Consider the following 20071-nt stretch of genomic DNA (forward strand, 5'->3'; position numbering starts at 1 on the left):
ATGAGAATAGTCGGCACCCTGTTGATCGCGGCACTCTGCGTCTCGGCGGCACTGGATCAGTCGCATGCGCAAGCCTCGTGTTCCGGCCACGATGGGTTGGATGTGACATGCGTGCCGCTGACCGGCGCGTTGCTGATGAGCCTGCGACTGGCCTCGCGCCGGAAGGCCGTGGACGCGCTGCAAGCCTCCGGCGAAACCATGTCCGGCGGGGGCCTGCATTTCCGCAGTATCGGCCCCGGCGGGAGCGGTGATCTGCTTCTGACGTTCGGTGCGGCCGACCAGGTAAGCGGTATTGTCGCGACGGTCAGGCCGCAGCCCGGCGACGCAACGCAGATGTTCACCTTCAGCGCCCTGCGCGGCCGAGCCTGTGGCGATATCCCCGGCGTGCCCTCCTGCACCGCAAAACGGTGACCCGCGTGCGATGCCTGTCTATTGCCGCAGGAACGCGTCTGCGGTGCGCAGGCTCAGCGCCATGATCGTCAGCGCCGGGTTGGCCGCCATCGCACTCGGAAACACCGAGTTGTCGCAGATCCACAGATTGTCGATCTCGTGACTTCTGCCGACACTGTCGACCACGCTGCGATCCGGGTCGTGTCCCATCCGGCAGGTGCCGATCGTGTGCGCAGATCGCGCTGCCACCCAGATGTCGCTGGCACCGGCAGCTTCCCAGACTGCGCGCATCATGTCGGTTGCATGCTCGTCCATGGCATTCTCGTTCTCGCCGTAGCTGAAGCTGATCAGCGGCTTGGCCATTCCGGTCTCGTCGACCTCGTCCGACAGTGTCAGCCGGTTGCGCTCCTGCGGTAGGCAATCGCCGTTGATGCCGATTCCGGCTGCGTGGTTGTAGCCGGTCAGCGCCTCGGTCAGCGCCCGTCCGCGCAAACCGCGGCCGCGCGCCATCGCGTTGGCCCAGGTCAGCGGCATCACGCCCAGGCTCTGCACCAGGTAGCCGCTGGCGAATTCGGCATCCCGCGGGCGCAGGAAATCCTCGGTGATCAGCGAGGACGGGTAGCCCTTGTTCATGCGCATCGCGTCATCGAAGGTGCCCCAGACCTGGGTCGCCACATGCGCCATGTAGTTGCGCCCGACCTGGCCGCTGGCGTTGCCGATACCGGTATGCAACAGCAACCGCGGCGTTTCCACGGCCCCGGCGCACAGGAACAGGGTTCGGCAGGCCTGGGCGTGCAGCGTGCCATCCTGCAGATACGTCACCGAGCGGATCCGGCCGGTTCGGTCGCGCTCGATCCCCACCGCCATGCAGCCGGTGCGGATCTCGGCGCCCGCCTGCACCGCCCAGGGAATGTAGGTGTTGGCGGTCGTCGCCTTGGCGTCGTTTCGGCAACCCTGGTGACAGGCACCGCAACCGACGCAGGCGGCCCGATCGATACCGCCGCCGATCCGGGTCCGTGACAGCACCGCGGCGGGAGCGGCCGAGGTCCGGATGCCGAGCGCCGCGCAGCCACGTTGCATCGCCAGCGCCGGGGCATTGAGGTCCACCGGCGGCATCAGGTAACGGCGCTGCGGATCCCATGGGAACTCTGCAGGTCCGGACACGCCGATGTCATGCTCGACCTGTTCGAGATACGGCCGCAATTCGGCGACGGTCAGCGGCCAGTCCTCACCTTTGCCGGTGTCGGTGCGCAGGGTGAATTCGCGTGGGTCGGGCCGTGGTGTGAAGGCGCCCCAGTGCAGGGTCGAGCCGCCGACGCCGATGCCGCTATTGTTCGGGCCGAACGCCTCGGGTGTCTCGCCGCCGCTCAGCCGCTCGCCCATCCAGTACAGGTCCGATGCGGCGATCTCGTCCGGGGTGTGCTGGTTGGCGATCCGGTCGCGCCCGGCCTCGAGCGCCACCACCGACAATCCCGCCGCCGCGAGCCGTGCCAACAGCGGTCCACCGCCGGCTCCGGTGCCGATCACCACCGCATCGACCACATCGGTCGTGGCGTGGCGGCGCATCATCGCGGCGCTCCGAACAATGCCGGTTCCCAGTCCTCTGCCGAGTTGGGGCCGTAGGCCGTGAACCCGGCAAGTGCCGCATCGCCGCCGGTGGCGACGGCGGTGCATCCGAGCCGGGCCATCATCCGCGGATCCCCCATCAGCAGGCGGGCGGCATCGCCACGCAATTCCTCGAACCAATGCTCCATGTTCTCTGCCGTCAGCATGCCAGGCAGATCGAACCCGATCGCGCTGCTCTCGATCCTGTCGAGCAGCTTCTCCTGGTCGCGCTGCGGCAGGCACACGAACGGCCGGTCGAACCCGGCCTGTGCGCTCGCCTCCAACGTATCCAGCGCCATGCTGTACGCCTGCGCGTCCGGCGGCATGCCGGCAAAGCGCCAGCCATCACCGGTGCCCTCGGTCAGCATCGCATCGAGCCTGGCGGCCAGATCGATCGACAACCCATCCGGCGGCGGCAGCACGCGCTCCATCACCGCCCGCAGGATCGCCAGTTGCGGCGCGCCCAGCACCTGCGGCGAATAGGCCGGATCATCGTGCAGACGGCCGGCAAGTGCCGTGCGTGTGCGCTTGGTGATGCGGTCGGACTCGAGTAGGGCAGGGACCGGATCGGGCCCAGGCTCATGCCCAGGCTCATGCGCATCGGCGAGCGAGGCGGCGAATGCCTCGATCAGTGCAGTCACCCGCCCGGGTTGCTCGATCGGCAGCAGATGCGCGGCGTCGTCGAGGATTTCGAGATTGGAGTGCGCGAAATGCGGTGCCATCAATGCGCGCTGCGCGTCCCCGCCGAGTGCCGAGTCTTTCCTGCCTGCCAGGATCAACGCCTTTGTCCGTAGCACGCCGATCCTGCGCACCAGGTTCTCACGGCTGCCGCTTTGCAGCCAGGCGGTCCAGGCAGTCCGCGAGGCGCGCAACACGTCCGACACGGCATCATCGTGCAATGCCGCGGGCAGCGGCGACGCGACGTTGTTGCCGATATAGTCGTCGGCCTGGCGCCGATTGTCGGCTTCGCCGCCGGTGAACCAGCTCATCATGTCGGCGCGCATCGCGTCGGCCATCGGCTCCGGCGAAGCGGGCGATCCCGCCGCAAGCACCAGCCCGCACAGCCCGGCCAGTCGCGCGTCGCCATCCTCGGCGCGCCGCGCGATCAGCAACGCAACCTTGGCACCCATGCTGTGGCCGGCCAGGATCCAAGGGCCGGGCTGGCGCGACTGCACCTGCGCGGTGACCCAGTCCGCCATGTCCGCCACCGCGTAGCCGTCGTGATGGTTTGCGTCGCCGAAGCCCGGCAGGTCCAGCCTGAGGCACGGATGCCGCCCCTCCAGGCGGTCCTCGACCGGTTTCCACGTTCCGGCGCTTCCCCCCAGGAAATGCAGGAAGACGAGGGTGGGTGTCGGGCGCGTCGACGACATGGGCAGAGGGACTTCCGGTTGTGCGACCGGAGAGATTGGCGTCCCGATGCCCTCGATCAACCGGGCGTTCCGGCGATCGACGCGGCGCAAGGCCGGGGATGTCCGGCCTCGCTCTCGGGTGTCGTTACCTCACGACTTTGCGAACGTTGGCGTGAGGGTGTGCAGGGCCGCTTCCGGCCGCCGCGATCGCCAGGCGCGCAAGGGCCGGTACCGAGGTCGCACCCGTCTTCCGCATGATCGATGCACGATGATTTTCGACCGTTCGCTGGCTGATGTTGAGATCGGCAGCGATGTTCTTGCTTGGGCTTCCTGCAAGAACCATGACCATGACCTCGTGCTGCCGCGAGGTGAGCGTCGACATCTGATCGGCTGCCCGCTCTCGCCGCGCGGAGAGCTCGTCCGAGTTGGCCGACTTCTCGAGTGCCTTTCTGACACTTGCCAGGAGCTCCTTGGCTTCGACCGGCTTCTCGATGAAATCGACTGCACCGGCCTTCATCGCTTCGACGGCCAGGGAAACCTCGCTGCTGCCGGTGATCATGATGACGGGCAGCTGACGGCCCTCCGCATGCAGCCTCTGCAGCAACGCGATCCCGCTGATCCCCGGCAGGTTCGCGTCGATCAGGACGCAACCGGCCCGATCCCTGGGATAGGGATGGAGATACGCTTCGGCTGTCGGGAAACATTCGACCTCGTGGCCGTCCTGCTCCAGGACCGCGCGGATGGTCTTGCGGATCTGGCGATCGTCATCGATGACGAAAACCGCAGCCTTGCCGACAGTCTCGTGTCCCGCGGGCCCGGGCTTCCCCGGCACGGCTTCGAGGGGCCGTGCCGACGCCAGACACTTTCGGATCGTATCCAGAACCTCTACGTTCCTGACAGGCTTGTTCAGTTGCTGGAAACCGCCTGCCGCCACTTCGGCCGCCGTGGCCAATGAGACATCGCCGGTCAGGATGATGACAGGGATGTCCCGTCCCATGATGTCGCGAAGTCGTTCCGCCAGTTGCCGGCCGTTCAGCTCGCCGGGCAGATTGTAATCCGCCAGCAGCAGGTCCGGCTTGATCGCCGTCTTCGCCACCAGCTCGATTGCCGCGGCCCCATCCGAGGAGGACCACGTTCGATAGCCTTCCCCACTCAGGAGCAGCTCCATCAGATCCTTCATGTCCGAATCATCCTCGACGATCAGGATCGATCCGGCGTCGTCAGCAGCCAGCGGCAGCGGTGCAATTCCGTCGACAGGCGCTGCACCGGGCGACTCCGAAGCGCCGGCCTCGAGCAGGACATCCAGGGAAAACATCGAGCCACGGCCAAGCTGCGAATGAACCGACACCTTGTGTCCCAGGAGGCGGCCCAGGCTCTGTACGATCGAAAGCCCGAGTCCGAGCCCGCGGCTGCGCTCCCGGGCGGCATTGTCGAGCTGGTGATATTCCTCGAAAATTGCCTCGAGTTCCTGTTCCGGGATGCCCACCCCGGTGTCCCACACTTGCAGGCTGAGCAGATGACCGTGGCGACGGCACCCGAGCAGGATCTTGCCGGCGGAGGTGTATTTCATCGCATTCGCGAGCAGGTTCCGGACCATCTGCTCGAGCAGCCGCACGTCGCTGACGATGCGCAGGCTGCACGAGACGACGTGAAACTGCAGGCCGCTCGACTGCGCGTGATAGTTGAACTCCTCGCGCATCCGCGACAGCAGATCGTCGACGTCGAACGCGACGACGTTGGAATGAACCTGGCCGTTCTCGATCTGGTTGATGTCGAGCAGCGTGTTCAGCATCGACGTGGTGGCGTTCAGGGTCTCGCCGAGGCGTGCCACCAGGCGCTGGGTCCGATCGCCCTCGACCGTCTTGGTGAGCAACCCCTGCAGCAGCGACATCGTCTGCAGAGGCTGTCGCAGGTCATGACTTGCAGCGGCCAGGAAGCGGGATTTTGCGGCGTTCGCGAGTTCCGCATCCCGCTTGGCGAGTTCGAGCGCCTTCGAGGTGTTCTTCCGGCTGGTGATGTCGTTGAAGGTGATCACCACGCCTTCGATGCGGTTGTCATGGGTATGATATGGCAGAACCCGACGTCGGAACCACGCCCCGCTCTGGGCCTCGATTTCCCGTTCGAGCGGCGCCTGGCCGCCCAGTACGGCTTTGGCGTCGAGCTCCAGCACATCGTCCGATGCCAACGATCGGAGGTCGGCGAGGGGCCGCCCGATATCGCCGGGGATGACCGAGAACAGCAGCCTGGTTGCCGGCGTGAAGAAGCGGATCCGGAGCTCGGGATCGAGAAACAACGTGGCCACGTCGGTGCTGTATAGGACGTTCTGCAGGTCGTCGGATGTGGTCCTCTGCTGTTCCAGGGTTTCCTGGAGCTGGCTGTTGAGGGAGCTGAGTTCCTCGTTGAGGGACTGCAGCTCCTCCTTGGAGGCCATCAGCTCCTCGTTGGTGGATTGGTATTCCTCGTTGACCGAGCGCGCCTCTTCGTTCGCGGCCTTGTGGTCCTCGGCAGAGAGATCGAGATCGCGCAGGGCGTCCTGGAGCTCGTCCCGGCTCGCCTTCAAGTCGCGCTCCAACCCCACGACGATCGAAGCCGCATGGCTTCCTGCGCGGGCGGGGCGCGGTTCCGGCGCCGCGACATCCACGAAGCACACGAGGAGGAGCTTCTCGTCATTTCCGGAGACGGGCTGAACATCGACGTTGAAGGAGAACTGGGTCTCGCTCGGGCTCATGCGGCCGCCGATGACGATCCGGCTGCCTGCCGCGCGAGACTGGTCGATGGCCGAGCGGAGCCTCGGACGGAGGCCTGGACGCGCCATGGTCAGCACGTCGTGGCTCGGATGGCCCGGCGCCAGCCTCAGGTATCGATCGATCGGTCCGAGCGTGAAGAGGCACCGGTTCTCGCTGTCGATGAGGATGGAGGCAGGCGCGTAGGTTTCCAGCACGAGCCTGCGGCCGAGCTCCGCCAGCCAGGGTTGCCGTGATGGCGCACGCACCGTGGTGGCGAACGGATCCGCCCGCGTACCGGTTCTGGAAGCCGGCAGGCTGAGCCCGGTATTGGCCCGGCCGATCCGACGATAGAGCCGGTCCGGCTTCGACATGACCTCGAAGCTGGCATCGAGGCTGCCCGGCGTCTCGGCGTTTCCGAGCAGCAGGATGCCACCCTGGCGGAGAGCGAAATGCAGCAGCGTGAGGACCTTCGCCTGTGCCTCGGGCTGCAGGTAGATCAGGAGGTTGCGGCACGACACCATGTCGAGTTGTGCGAAGGGCGGGTCGGCGAGAACGTCCTGCACCGTAAACACCACCGCGGCCCGCAGGTCCGGTGACACGCGATAGCCGTGCTCCTCCTTCGAGAAGAAGCGCCGCAGCCGGGCCTTCGAGACCACGCTCTCGATGCTGTCCGGATAGAGGCCGTCGCGCGCACGGGCGATGGCACTGGCATCCAGGTCCGACCCGAACATCTGAAGCCTGATGTCACGATGGCTCGCCGCGATCCTTTCCTGGAACAGCATCGCCAGTGAATACATCTCCTCGCCCGTGCTGCACCCTGCGACCCAGACGCGGATCGGCCGCTCGGTGGGATGGTCGCGGATGAGATCCGGGATGACCGAGTTGGCAACCCGGTCGAACACCGCCTTGTCACGAAAGAAGCTGGTGACCTGGATCAGCAGATCCTTGGCCAGCAAAAGCACTTCGCCGTTGTTCTTGCGCAGGAACGTCAGATAGCGGTCCAGCCTGTCCGCGGGCAGCGGCACCAGCGCCATGCGCCGCGCGATCTGGCGTCGCAACGTGCCTGGTTTGTAGTGGGTGAAATCGAGGCCGTTCTCGATACGCAGCAGATCGATGATCGCCGCCAGGCCGTCCACCGGGGCATCATCGTCCTTCGCATGAGCGTCGGGCTTGCGGGTGTCGGGCGTGGCGGCGTCGGGTCCAGGGGTGGGGCCGGCCGATGCCTGGTCGCGCCGCCTGACGCGGTCATGCGCGATCAGCGCGTTCGGGATGTCGGCCGCCTCGAGGACGAGATCCACGATGCCGGTCCGGATGGCGCTTTCCGGCATCTCTGCATGAGCCGCCTCGTCGGGATCCTGGACGACGACAAAGCCGCCCGCGCGCTTTACCGCCTCGATGCCGAGACTGCCATCGGACCCGGTTCCGGACAGGATGACGCAGCTGGTCCGCGGCCCCCATGCTTCCGCAAGCGAGTTGAAGAGGACGTCGCAGCGAAGGTGGAGCCCCGGCCGGGGGTCGAGCTCGGACGGATGCAGGACCCCGTCCGCCACCCGCAGGTCACGGCCCGGCGGGATGATGTAGAGATGGTCGGGTTGCAGCTGCACGCCGTCACGCGCCTCCTCGACGACGGTGGCGGTGCGCTTCGCCAGCAGCTCCACCATCATGCTCGCGCGCGTCGGCTCGAGGTGCTGGACCAGGATGAGCGCCAGGCCGTGATTGAGCGGCAGTGCGTCGACCAGCGCGGTGCAGGCCTCCAGACCGCCGGCGGACGCACCGATCGCCACCACGCCGAATTCGGAGGAGTGGTCGAGCGGAGGGGTCTGTGGCCCGGGCCGCTTCGTGGCCCGCTTCACGCGTGGCTTCGCAGCTACGGGCGCAGGCCGTCGGAGTGCCGCATGTCGGGTCGCCTCCTTCATGTCATGCTCCGCATCGTTCAGCAGGAGAGCGTAGCACGCAACATGTGTCGTGCGGCGATCAGATGCCGTGGTCATTCCGGATCATCGAAGCAAAAAGCTCCAGATTCTGCCGGCAGGGTAGGGAGTCGGCGCGATTGCGGCCCGTAGGTAGTTTCCGACGCTGCCGCGAGCGGGCCGCCCGTGCATAGTCGGCCAGGTCCGGGCTGCCACCCGCGAGCCGCCTTCCGATCGGCCCGCCTGGCGGCTGCAGTGACCATGACAGGTGCGCACCAGATGACGAGCTCGATCCTGGTGCTGAACGCAGGCTCTTCCAGCCTCAAATTCGGCCTGTTCAGGGCGCTCGGCGGGTCCGGGGCAGGCGTCGAGGCCACGGCTCACGGTGCAGTCGACGATCTGGAGGAAACCCCGCATTTCCGGGCGTTCGACCAGGATGGCAGCGTGCTCGCGGACCGGACCTGGCCACCGGGGCAGCGAGACGGGTTTGACACCATCCTCGCGGCCCTGCTCGCATTTGCCGACGCCCATCTCGGCCAGGACGGGCTCGCCGCTGTGGGCCACCGGATCGTGCATGGCGGGGCTGCGCATGTCGGGCCGGTGCTGGTGACGCCGCCGGTCATGGCAGAGCTTGAGGCGCTGATCCCGCTCGATCCGCTGCACCTGCCGCATAACCTGGCACCGATCCACGCGCTGGCGGCGGCCAGGCCGGATCTGCCACAGGTCGCCTGCTTCGACACCGCATTCCATCATACGCTGCCACCGGTAGCGCGGCGGTTCGGCCTGCCCCTGGCGCTGGAGGCAGCCGGCGTGCGCCGCTACGGCTTCCACGGTCTGTCCTACGAGTACATCGCCGGCGAGCTCGCCCGGCAGCGACCGGACCTGGCACATGGTCGGGTGATCGTGGCGCATCTGGGATCGGGCGCCAGTCTCTGCGCGTTGGCGGATGGCCGCAGTATCGCCACCACCATGGGCCTCACCCCGCTCGACGGGCTGGTCATGGCGACCCGGTGCGGCAGCCTGGATCCGGGCGTGTTGCTGTATCTCGGCCGGCAGGGGCACAGCTTCGCCGACATCGAGGACATGCTGTATCACCGCTCCGGACTGCTCGGGGTGTCCGGCATCAGTGCCGACATCCGTGATCTGCTCGCAAGCGATGACAAGCGTGCGCAGGATGCGATCGAGCTGTTCACCTACCGGATCGCCACCGAAATCGGCGGGCTGGTGAGCGCGCTCGGTGGCCTGGACGGGCTGGTGTTCACGGCCGGCATCGGGGAGCACGCGCCTGCAGTCCGCGCCGCGGTCTGTGCCCGGCTAGCATGGCTCGGAATTCGCCTGGACGACGCCGCCAACTTTGCCGGAGCCGCCCTGATCAGCCTGCCGGGAAGCGCCGTCGAGGTACGTGTGATGGCCACCGGCGAGGAGGCGATGATCGCGCGACACACCCTCACGACGCTCGGGCGCGGGCGGCCGGTGGCGGCGGGTGCGGTCTAGAAGCGGCTCGACCACGCCTTCACGATCGCGGTTGTTCCTGTCGGCGTCGTCGTGAGACCGATATGTCCGACGCCAGGCACGAGATCGACGCGGATGTCAGGCTTACCGATGGCCAGTGCCGCCTGCAGCCTGTCGCTGCGGAACGTTGCATCGTCCGCGCCACCCATGGCCATGATCGGCCGGGTATTGCGACGCAGATCTGCCGGATAATCGTCATCCGGCTGGAAATTCGCCGACAGCCGGTACGAGTAGGTGGTGGTGAGGTGGGCCGGGTTGGAAGCCGCCACGGCAAAGGCGAGCACCGGCAAGCCGTTGAACATCGTGATCCCGATGCGGTTGATCAGCGAAAGCGCCAGCAGACGTGGTACCGCGACCGAAACCCAACCGCCCGAGGCGGTGCCGATCCGCACGTTCGGAGCGTCATGACGCAGGAACGGCGCCAGCAGGATGAACCGGTCGAAGCGCTGCCCGACCCGGCCGCCGGCGATCCTCAGCACGAAACCGCCGCCCGAGGAGAAACCGATCAGCGTGGTTTCGCTGGCCCGGTGGGTCTTGTCGAGGCTGGTCATGAGGTCGTCCAGGTCGTCCTCGAGCTGGCCGATATAGGCGATGTCGCCGTGAGCGCCGGATTGGCCGTGGCCACGAATATCCGGAGTGATTACCGTTGCCCCTGCATCGCTCAACGCCTTTGCCAGGGCGTGCATGCCGATGCTCGAGCCCGCCGACCCGTGGATCAGGATCACCAGGCGATCCGGATTGCCGGGATAGCGCCGGTAGGCGAGATCGGTACCGTCGCGCGCGGTGACGTGCGAGATCGGCGGCAGATCCGAGAGATCGACTGCCTGGAATGGCACGCTGATGTTTGCTAAGGCCGGAGGCATTCCCGGTCTGTCGAACGCGATCGTTCCGGCAATGGCCATGATTGCGAGCAGCACGAGACCGGAGATTGCCGTGATCGCATGACGCATCAGATTTCCGATCCGGAATCGGTGCGATCGGTGCGCCGCGGACCTCGCCGGCGTGTCAGCGTGTCCAGGGAAAGCTCGAGGTTTGGCCGTCGTTCGAAACCCGGTGTTGCTCGCCGTCGAGGAAGACCTCCATCGGCTCGCCGCGGAGTAGCGTCGCCTCAAGAGTCCTCGCGGCCTGGCTGATCCGCACGGACAAGGTGCGTCCGTGCCACTCGACCGGGAAGGCCAGGCTGTGCCATCCGGCCGGAAGCTGCGGGTGGAATTCCAGTCCGTTGGGCCGAAGCGACAATCCGGCAAATCCGAAGATCGCGGTGATCCAGGTGCCGCCGAGCGCCGCAATATGGATACCGCCATCGATGGCGACATTCGTGTCCGCGAGATCGATACGCGAACTCTCGCGAAAGAACTTTAGTGCCTGCTCGGATGAGCCGATCCGTGCCGCAGCCAGCGCATGCATCGTCCGGCTCAGCGAGCTGCCATGGCTGCAACGCGGCGCGTAGTATTCGAAATTGCGCGCGGCCGTCTCGCCCGGAAACTCGTCCGGCAGCAGCCCGATCGCCGCGACGACATCGGCCTGCTTGATGACCTGCGACCTGGCGATGCGCTCGCGTCCCAGCACCACGTCCATTGGAACCGAGCGGCCCGCATAGTGCGAGAGGTCCACCGGCTCGAGCGCGAAGAAGCCTGCGAACTGCTCGTACAAACCGGTATCGGCGTGCAGACCGGTCGCCATCGTGTCTGCAACGGCGGCCCATCGTGCAAGCTCGGCTGCGTCGACCGCGAGCTGCGTCGAGAGTGTGCTCCAGCAATCGGGCCAGCGTGCGCGCAGCAGGGCGGCAACCTCGATCGCACGCCGGATCGTTCGGCGCGCCATCAGGTTGGTGTAGGCATTGTCGTCGATGTGCTCGTGATATTCATCCGGGCCGATCACGCCACGGATGTGGTGCAGCCCGTCGGCCTCGAGGCCGGCACGGCTCGCCCAGAAGCGGCCGGTCTCGAGCAGGATCTCGGCGCCGGCGTCGCGCAGGAAGGTTTCGTCTCCGGTCGCCTGCCAGTATTGCCAGACCGCGTAGGCGACGTCGGCGGCGATATGCTGCTCCTGCGTGCCGCACAGGATGTCGACGACCTGCCGATCCGCGGCGATGGCATGCTCGGGCGTGGTTTCGGCGCCGGTATCGGCCGACTCCCAGGCATACAGCGCGCCACGCCAGCCGAGGCGACGGGCCTTTTCGCGCGCGCCGTCGAGCGTGTGATAGCGATAAATCAGCAACGAGCGCGCGGCTTCCGGCCAGGTCAGGCTGTAGAAAGGCAGCAGGAAGATCTCGGTGTCCCAGAAGACATGGCCACGATAATCGTTTCCGGTCAGGCCGCGGGCGCCGACCGAGACATGCTCGTTGGCCGGGTTCGCGGCGCCGTTCAGGTGGTAGGCAGCGAAACGCAGGGCCTTCTGCGCCTCGGGATCGCCGTCGATCGTGACGTCGCTGCACGTCCAGCGCGCGGACCAGGCTGCCTCGTGCCGGGCCACGCATTGCCGCCATCCGATGGCCTTTGCGCGACCCAGCGCGGTCCCGACGCACTCCACCGGATCCGCATCACCGGCCTTGGCGTGGGCGACGGCGATCATGCGCTCGAACCACAGCACCTGGCCGGCCTCGGCGTTCCAGCGCCAGCGCCGGCTGAAGGGCGATACCTGCTCGGGCGTCAGCACGGTGCCGTCCGATGAGAGCGCGGCGGTTTCGGCGATCGCCAGGCGCCGGCCGGTGGTCGCGGTACGCCAGACGCCCAGCTCCGCATCGAGCCGGTCGATCGCGAGCCCGAACTCCAGGCCGTCGAAGCTCGCCTCGAGCGTGAGGTCGCCCGCGCCGGCCTCGATCTCGACGCGCATCACCTGCAGGCCGAGGGCCCGGTCATGCATCGAGACGAGCCGCAGCATCCGCAGCGCCACGGCGAGACCGGTCGGGCTTGCCAGACGCCCCCTGGTCAGCAGGGCGCCGCGCTTCAGGTCGAGGGTGCGTTGGTGGATGTGCTTGTCGTCCACATGCAGCGCCGGCAGCGCGCCCGGCAGCGACAGGCGGACCCGCAACCATCCCGGCGCCTGCACGAGGCCGGGGATCGGCTGGTCACTGCCCGCGGTGTCGAACAGCCCGGCGACAAGGGTGTGGGGATGTTCACCACACTCTTGGCGGCGATTCACCGCACGGCCGCCGCGGACGCCCAGGAAGCCGTTGCTGATCGCGAACCTGGACTCGCGCGAGCTGTCGCGGAGCGCGTCGAAGCCGTGCTGCTCGATGGTCCAGGCCGGATCGGGCGTGGCTCCCAAGGCATCGCGGGTGGGTGGGGCGTTCATGACGGTCGGACGCCGAGACGGCCGGCGGCGAGGGCCTCGAGATCGACATCATCGAGGCTGTCCACGACCAGGTCGGCGCCGGCCTGCTGCAGCAGCGTGTCGTCGTGCAGGCGCGCGATGCCGAGGGCGGTCATGTTCCCGGCACGCGCTGCCTCGATGCCGGAAGGTGCATCCTCGATCACCAGGCAGCGGATCGGATCGACCCGCAATTCCGATGCTGCGGCGAGGAAGATCTCCGGGTTCGGTTTGCCCTCATGGAAACTCCGCCCGCAGACGTTTCCGGCGAACAGCGCGAGGAGCGACCGGCCATCCGGCAGCCGGACCGGTTGCAGCATCGCGTTCGCATTCCTGGATGACGAGGCGACCGCCATCGGCCAGCCGAGTGCCGCGATCGCGGCTGCAAGGCGGAGCGCGTCCGGGAATGCCTCCACCGCCCCGGACCGGATCAGTGTCTCGAGCAGCGCCTGCTTGGCAGCGGCATAGAGCGGCGCCTGGCGGTCGGCATCCGCAACACCCAGAGCCCGGAGAGCCGCAAACGCACCCGCAACCCGGGGCTTGCCCGCCACCTCGGCCTGGTACACCGCCGTCGTGAAGCCCGCGGGGTCGGCGAAACCCGAAAGCGCCCCGCGCCAGGCCTGTTCATGCGGCGATGCCAGCAGCACGCCGTCGACGTCGAAGATAGCGGCGGCTGGTCGCTCGCGCTGGATCATGAGGCCCCGGGGTCGGTGCTGATCGGGTGCGTGTCCCGGAGCGGAGACGGTGCGGCATCGGGATGCGGCGCGGCAGGCTCGGAAACTACTCAAGCCGCACTGCCAGTTAGGTAGTTTCCGATGCTCTCGCCGGTCCGACCGCGCGGCTACGATGATCTGGACCGCGGCCGACCCTGGCACCGGTCGCGCAACGGTGGATCCAGCCATGGACATGACTCTCGGGCGGCCAGATGATCAGGTCCTGCGGCCGTCACCGGTCATGGCGATGCCGGTCGGGCAGCCCCGGGTTCCGGAGTTCGTCGAGCAGTGGCCGATGCAGAAGATCGCCGCGGACATGATCGATTTCGCCGAGGAGCTGCATCGCGGCCAGGCGGTTCCGCGTGCCTCCGAGGCTGAGGGCAGGGATGGCCGGCCTTCCGCCCTGATGCAGCTGGAGGCCCGCTTGACGACGTTGCTTGCCCGCAACGGGATCGAGCGGGATGACCCGACCGGATCGCAGTTCGATCCCCGCATCCACCAGAAGGTTGCCGAACGATGCGTGCCCGCCGAAGCGCCCGGCACGGTCGTGCGGACGATATCGTCGAGCTGGACGCTGAACGGCCAGCTTCTTCGTCCGGCAATGGTGGTCGTCTCGGCACCGCCGGCCGACGCGCATGCGCCGCCGATGGAGGCGAGCCTTTCCTTCTGCTCGCCAGGAGACTGAGCCTTGCAGCGTTGCGCGCAGTGACAGGCCGGATGCCGCAAGGCTTCCGTCCCCGGGTTCCTGCTGCAGTGGTCCGCCCCGCGATCGTTTGCTCATCGACGCGGCACGTTCGTGCAGACGTGCCTCCCGGATCCGCCGGACAGGCCCGACGATAGGGCTGTGCGTCAAATTTCCGCCAGAAGGGGCGGTCTGCGCCTGACGCCGATGCACAGATGCCCAACCGGGTTGACATCCGTTCCAAACCACGGGATTCATGACTGAGGCACATCGAGTGCCGTGTCATCGACTGCCCGGAACAGGGCAGGGATCGCCCGGGAGGCATGATCCGTTGTCTTCGGCGTTGCTGGACGTCATCGGGCTGACGAAATCGTTCGACGGGGTGGTTGCCCTGGCGGACGGACGTTTCCGGCTCGAGCCGGGCACGGTGCATGCGCTGTGCGGCGGTAATGGCGCGGGCAAGTCGACCTTCCTGTCGATCGTCATGGGGATCCAGCAGCGCGACGGCGGCACCATCGAGGTGGATGGCCGCCCGGTCTCGTTCAGCCATCCGTCGCAGGCGCTCGCCAACGGCATCGCCATCATCGAGCAGGAATTGAGCCCGGTGCTCGACCTCACCGTGGCGGAGAACATCTTCCTCGGACGCGAGCCGATGGCGGCGTTCGGGCGTGTCGATTTCGGTGCGATGCGGCGCGATGCCGAGCAGCTCCTGCAGCAGCTGGGCTTCGTCATCGACCCGCGCTCGATCATGCGCTCGTTGTCGATCGGGCAAATTCAGCTGGTGGAGATCGCCAAGGCGCTCAGCCATGACGCGCGCATCATCATCATGGACGAGCCCACCTCGGCGCTCGGCGAGACCGAGGTCGGCCAGCTCTACACCGCGGTGAAACGGCTGCGCGACCAGGGCAAGGGCATCATCTATGTGTCGCACCGGTTGACCGAGATATTCGGTCTTGCCGACGAGTACACGGTGTTCCGCGACGGCCGCTACGTGTCGAGCGGCCGCGTCGCCGATATCGACCGCGCCGGGCTGATCGGCATGATCGTCGGGCGGGCGCTCAGCGACGAGTACGTCAAGACCAATGTTCCGGGTGAAACGACGCGGCTTGCAGTCGAGGGATTGTCGCTGCCGGGCACGCTGAGCGACATCTCGTTCGACGTGCGGGCCGGCGAGATCGTCGGCTTCTACGGGCTGCTCGGCGCCGGACGCACCGAATTGATGGAATGCCTGTTCGGGATGTCGCGCGGCTGGACCGGGCGGATGTCGGTCGATGGCGTGCCGGTCCGGGCCGCATCGCCGCGCGCCGCCATGGATGCCGGCCTGGCGCTGGTCACCGAGGATCGCAAGCAGAGCGGGCTGGTGCTGACCAGTTCGGTGCGCGAGAATCTCAGCCTGGCGATGCTGCCGTCGTTGTCGCCGCGTGGCGTGATGGACCGCAAACGCGAATCCGGCCTGGCGGCTGCGGCGATCCAGCGCTTCGGGATCAGGACGGCCACCGATGCTCTTGCAGTCGCCAGCCTGTCCGGCGGCAACCAGCAGAAGGTGGTGATCGGCCGCTTCGACATGACCACGCCGAAAGTGTTCCTGTTCGACGAGCCCACACGCGGTGTCGATGTCGGCGCCAAGCGCGAGATCTACGCGATCATGTCGGAGTTTGCGTCGAAAGGCGGCGCCGTGGTGATGGTGTCGGGCGAGGCGGAAGAGATCCTGGGCATGTGCGATCGCATCGTGGTGATGCGCCAGGGCCGGATCGCGGCAATCCTCGAGCGCGCGGACGCGGATCAACAGACCATGCTGCATCTCGCCGCATGAACGACGGATGCAGGACGGCATGAGTGCGACCAGGATAGAGAGCGGGCAGCGGATGGCGGGTGCACGCGTCGCCGTGCAGTACATGAAGCGCTACGGCATCGTCACCGCGTTCTTTGCATTGTGCATCGTGCTCAGCTTCGTGTCCGACTATTTTCTTACCGTCGGCAATATCGTCAACGTGCTGCGCCAGACCTCGATCAATGGCGTGCTGGCGATCGGCATGACGTTCGTGATCCTGACCCGCGGCATCGATCTTTCGGTCGGCTCGGTGGCGGCGCTGGCGGGCATTGTCGCCACCTCGTTCGCCACCCGCTCCGCGATCGCCGGCATCCCAGGCGCACCGTATCCGGCGCTGCTGGCGATCGCGGTCGGGCTGCTGGTCGGGCTGATCAGTGGCGGCGTGTCGGGCAGCATCGTCACGCGCTTCAGGGTGCCGCCGTTCGTGGTCACGCTCGGCATGCTGTCGACCGCGCGCGGCCTGACGCTGCTGTACGCCGGCGGCCGGCCGATCCCAAACCTGACGCCGCAATTCCGCTGGATCGGCACCGCGGAGGTGGTCGGGATCCCGCTGCCGATCCTGGTGCTGGTGCTGGTCTTCGGGATCGCCTGGTGGGTGCTGGGCTACACCCGGTTCGGCCGTCAGGTCTATGCCACCGGCGGCAACCCGCGTGCGGCGACGTCGTCCGGCATCAACGTGTCGCGGGTCAGGCTGCTGGTGTACCTGATCTCGGGCGGCCTGGCGGCACTCGCCGGGATCATGCTCGCAGCGCGCACAGGGTCGGGACTCACGCAGGCCGGCATTTCGTATGAGCTCGATGCGATCGCCGCGGTGGTGATCGGTGGCACCAGCCTGTCCGGCGGCGTCGGTGGCGTCACCGGCACGTTGTTCGGAGCCCTGATCATCGGGGTGATGAATAACGGGCTCGACCTGCTCGGGGTCGACTCCAACTACCAGCAGATCTTCAAGGGGCTGATGATCGTCGGCGCCGTGATGCTCGATTCCGCACGTCGCGGCGAGGCCCACTGACAACAACCGAGGAACCGACAGCCAAGTCGGCCACAACCCAAGGGAGAGAACACCATGAGTTTCCGTAAAGCCTGTCTCGCAGGAACCGCCGTCCTGTTCGCAACGGTCGGGGCGGCGCATGCCGATCCGGCCAAGAAGCTGAAGATCGGTGTCGATCTGTATGGCCTGAAGGCCGAGTTCATGCAGCTGTGGGCCGCATCCGTGAAGCAGAGCCCCGAGGTCAAGAACGGCAACGTCGAGGTCACGGTGTTCGACGGCCGCTACGACTCGCTGGTGCAGCAGAACCAGTTCGACACCATGATCAGCCAGAAATACGACGCGATCATCTTCGCGCCGATCGACGCCGATGCGGGTGTCACCGCGGTCGAGGCCGCGCACAAGGCCGGCATTCCCGTGATCGGCACCAACACCAAGGCGAACACCGACCTGCTGACCTCCTATGTCGGCTCGGACGACACCCGCTCGGGGTATCTCGAGGCCAAGGCGGTGCTCGACAAGATCGGCTGCAAGGGCAACGTCGTCATCATCGAGGGCCCGATCGGCATCTCCGCGCAGATCCAGCGCCGCCAGGGCAACCTGAAGGCGCTCAAGGAGTGCCCGACGGTGAAGGTGCTCGAGATGAAGACCGCGAACTGGTCGCGCGCCGAAGCCCAGACGCTGATGGATGACTGGCTGACGCGTTACCCCGGCCACATCAACGGCATCATCGGCCAGAACGACGAGATGGCGTTGGGCGCGATCGAGGCGATCAAGAGCGCCAACCTGAAGGTGAGCAGCTTCGCCATTGCCGGCATCGACGGCATCACCGACGCGCTGCTGGCGGTCAAGGCCGGCGAGATGACGTCGATCCTGCAGGACGCCAATGCGCAGGCGCAGGGCTCGATGGATGTCGCGGTGCGCGCGGTCGAAGGCGCGAGCTTCAAGCCGCAGTCCGACATCTGGCAGCAATATCCGCAGATGAAGTGGGATGGCGGCACGGACAAGAACTACAACGTGCCGTGGACCCCGGTGACCCCGCAGAACGTCGACGACCTGCTGGCGCGGCGCCAGAAGGGCAGCTGAAACGGTCCGGCCGGGAGCACGATGTTCCGGCCAACCATGCGGCGACCCGGTCGAGAGGCCGGGCTCTGAGGAGAACAGCGTGATCGTCGTGTTCGGTGCGATCGGCGTGGATATCGTGACGCGGGTGCCACGCTTTCCGCGGCCGGGCGAATCCATTGCCTGCGACGGCTTCGACGTGGTCCCCGGCACCAAGGGCGCCAACCAGGCGCTTGCGGCGGCGCGTGCCGGTGCGTCGGTGACACTGGTGGCGACCCGCGGCGAGGACGAATCCGGCATCGTCGCGGCATCGCTGCTGCAGGCGGCCGGGGTCGACCTCCGGCATGTTCGGACGGTGTCGACGCCGACCGGCACCTGCCTGATCACCGTGGATGCGGCGGGCGAGAACACCGTGATCGCCGCGTCGAGCGCCAACCGGCACACGACCGTGTCGCAGCTGGAGGCGTGCGCGTTCGGCGCGGGCGACGTGCTGCTGCTGCAATGTGAGCTGCCACTGGCCGAGACGTTCGCCGCCGTGCAGCTCGGACGCGCGCGCGGTGCCCGGATCGTCCTGAATGCAGCGCCGGCCGCCGCGGTGCCGCCCGAGGTGCTGGCGGCGCTGGACCTGCTGGTGGTCAACGAGACCGAGGCGGAGTCGATCGGCGCTGCGGTCGGGATCGCGGACACCGACCCGGAGGCGATCGCGGGCGCGCTGCATCGGCAATACGGATGCGCCACCGTGGTCACGCTCGGCGGCGATGGCGCGGTGCTGTGGGATCGGGGGATCCGCCACCACGTCCCGGCGCTGGCGGTGCAGGTGGTCGACAGCACCGCCGCGGGGGACAGCTTCACCGGCTACATGGCCGCAGCACTGGAGCAGGGGCTCGGGCTGGAGGCGGGACTGCGCCACGGTGCCGCGGCGGGATCGCTCTGCTGCACCCGTCACGGCGCACAGACCGGCATTCCGGACCGGGCGGAAGTGCTGGCGGCGCTCGGGGAACCGGCTGCATGACCGACGCCGACCTGATCATCGAGGTCGCGGCGCTGTACTACATCAACCGGCTGACCCAGGACGATCTCGCTAGGCAGTTCGGCACCTCGCGCTCGACCATCTCGCGGCTGCTGAAGCAGGCGCACGATACCGGCGTCGTCGAGATCCAGGTCAGGGCGCGGCCGGACCGTGCGCGCAGGATCGAGCAGGAACTGCAGACCCGCTTCGGGCTCTCCCGCCTGCTCTGCGCGATCGACTTGTTCGACCCGGTCAACCGCCGGCTGAACGTTGCCTCGATGGTTGCGGGGTATCTCGACAAGGTGCTCGTGGACGGCACCACGGTCGCCGTCGGCATGGGCCGCAACGTGAGCGCCATCACCGAGGCGTCGGGGTTGCCGCTGCCGCGCGACGTGCTGTTCGTTTCGGCGATCGGCGGATCGGTGCAGAGCGGCGAGATGGTCAATGCTGACCACATCGCGCGCCGTCTGGCCGCCCGGTTCCGCGGCCGCAGCGAGACCCTGTATGCGCCGGCCATCGTCGAGGACGAGACGCTGCGCCTGGCCCTGTTGCGCAACGACAACGTCCGGCGGACGCTGGACCGGGCCCGCGGCGCCTCGATCGCGCTGCTCGGCGTCGGCGACATGACCGAGGACAGCAACATGATCCGCATGGGCTGGCTGTCGCCCCGCGAGGTGGCGCGGGCGCAGGCGACCGGGACCGTCGGCGACATTTTGGGCAACGACTTCATCGACATCCAGGGACGGCCGTCGCGCACCATCGTCGCCGGGCGCGTGGTCGGGCTGACGCTGAAGGACCTGGAGGCGATCGAGGACGTGGTGGTGGTGGCGGCGGAGAACACCAAGATCGGCATCCTGCTGGGCGTGCTGCGGACCGGCGTGGTGGACACGCTGGCGACCACGCTGTCGAACGCGCAGGGCGTGCTCGACCTGGACGACGCGACCCGCGGCGACCGCTAGCGCGCTCGGAACGATCGTGCGACGGC

Annotated in this window: 14 protein-coding genes; 8 read left to right on the top strand and 6 right to left on the bottom strand. The window is 67.4% G+C overall.

Annotation, left to right across the window (positions count from 1 at the left end; translation table 11 throughout):
- Positions 1-111 precede the first annotated feature (111 nt).
- A complete protein-coding gene (locus ACOEQ2_RS09960; protein ID WP_419727833.1) occupies positions 112-411 on the top strand; it encodes a hypothetical protein in 300 nt (99 codons plus the stop codon).
- A gap of 18 nt (positions 412-429) precedes the next feature.
- On the opposite strand, the gene ACOEQ2_RS09965 is transcribed toward ACOEQ2_RS09960, so the two are convergent.
- The 3 genes from ACOEQ2_RS09965 to ACOEQ2_RS09975 form a co-directional block, all read right to left on the bottom strand.
- Entirely contained in the window at positions 430-1959 is a 1530-nt protein-coding gene (locus ACOEQ2_RS09965) for a GMC family oxidoreductase (RefSeq protein WP_419727834.1), read from the bottom strand.
- Positions 1956-3365: an alpha/beta hydrolase gene (locus tag ACOEQ2_RS09970; protein WP_419727835.1), complete on the bottom strand. Its 1410-nt coding sequence runs from the start codon at positions 3363-3365 to the stop codon at positions 1956-1958. The genes ACOEQ2_RS09965 and ACOEQ2_RS09970 overlap by 4 nt, the downstream gene beginning before the upstream one ends.
- 124 nt (positions 3366-3489) lie before the next feature.
- Complete coding sequence (locus tag ACOEQ2_RS09975) at positions 3490-7923, bottom strand: chemotaxis protein CheB (RefSeq protein WP_419727836.1); 4434 nt, start codon at positions 7921-7923, stop codon at positions 3490-3492.
- 336 nt (positions 7924-8259) lie between these two features.
- On the opposite strand from ACOEQ2_RS09975, the gene ACOEQ2_RS09980 reads away from it, so the two are divergent.
- A complete protein-coding gene (locus ACOEQ2_RS09980; protein WP_419727837.1) occupies positions 8260-9474 on the top strand; it encodes an acetate/propionate family kinase in 1215 nt (404 codons plus the stop codon).
- On the opposite strand, the gene ACOEQ2_RS09985 is transcribed toward ACOEQ2_RS09980, so the two are convergent.
- From ACOEQ2_RS09985 to ACOEQ2_RS09995, 3 genes are read right to left on the bottom strand one after another with little or no spacing between them, the layout of a single operon-like run.
- Entirely contained in the window at positions 9471-10442 is a 972-nt protein-coding gene (locus tag ACOEQ2_RS09985; RefSeq protein WP_419727838.1) for an alpha/beta hydrolase, read from the bottom strand. The two genes, ACOEQ2_RS09980 and ACOEQ2_RS09985, sit on opposite strands and share 4 nt — an antisense overlap.
- Before the next feature lie 55 nt (positions 10443-10497).
- Positions 10498-12789: a glycoside hydrolase family 65 protein gene (locus tag ACOEQ2_RS09990; protein ID WP_419727839.1), complete on the bottom strand. Its 2292-nt coding sequence runs from the start codon at positions 12787-12789 to the stop codon at positions 10498-10500.
- On the bottom strand, positions 12786-13499 hold the full coding sequence (locus ACOEQ2_RS09995; protein WP_419727840.1) for an HAD family hydrolase: 714 nt from the start codon (positions 13497-13499) through the stop codon (positions 12786-12788). Before ACOEQ2_RS09995 ends, ACOEQ2_RS09990 begins: the two co-directional genes overlap by 4 nt.
- A 205-nt stretch (positions 13500-13704) precedes the next feature.
- Between ACOEQ2_RS09995 and grpE the strand changes: the two genes are divergently transcribed.
- From grpE to ACOEQ2_RS10025, 6 genes are all read left to right on the top strand, one after another.
- Positions 13705-14202 (top strand): nucleotide exchange factor GrpE, encoded by a 498-nt coding sequence (gene grpE / locus ACOEQ2_RS10000; RefSeq protein WP_419727841.1) that lies wholly within the window; start codon positions 13705-13707, stop codon positions 14200-14202.
- A gap of 328 nt (positions 14203-14530) precedes the next feature.
- Positions 14531-16012, top strand: a complete 1482-nt coding sequence (locus ACOEQ2_RS10005) for a sugar ABC transporter ATP-binding protein (protein ID WP_419727842.1) — start codon at positions 14531-14533, stop codon at positions 16010-16012.
- Positions 16013-16031: 19 nt separating this feature from the next.
- The gene (locus ACOEQ2_RS10010) at positions 16032-17039 is read left to right on the top strand and encodes an ABC transporter permease (RefSeq protein WP_419727843.1); all 1008 of its coding nucleotides are present in this window, start codon (positions 16032-16034) and stop codon (positions 17037-17039) included.
- A 54-nt stretch (positions 17040-17093) separates the two neighbouring features.
- On the top strand, positions 17094-18101 hold the full coding sequence (locus tag ACOEQ2_RS10015; RefSeq protein WP_419727844.1) for a substrate-binding domain-containing protein: 1008 nt from the start codon (positions 17094-17096) through the stop codon (positions 18099-18101).
- Positions 18102-18180: 79 nt separating this feature from the next.
- Positions 18181-19089, top strand: coding sequence for a ribokinase (locus ACOEQ2_RS10020; protein ID WP_419727845.1), 909 nt, complete (start codon positions 18181-18183; stop codon positions 19087-19089).
- A complete protein-coding gene (locus ACOEQ2_RS10025) occupies positions 19086-20045 on the top strand; it encodes a sugar-binding transcriptional regulator (RefSeq protein WP_419727846.1) in 960 nt (319 codons plus the stop codon). The genes ACOEQ2_RS10020 and ACOEQ2_RS10025 overlap by 4 nt, the downstream gene beginning before the upstream one ends.
- The last annotated feature ends 26 nt before the right edge of the window (positions 20046-20071 follow it).

This window comes from Lichenicola sp. (assembly GCF_965198575.1).
Lineage (GTDB): Bacteria > Pseudomonadota > Alphaproteobacteria > Acetobacterales > Acetobacteraceae > Lichenicola.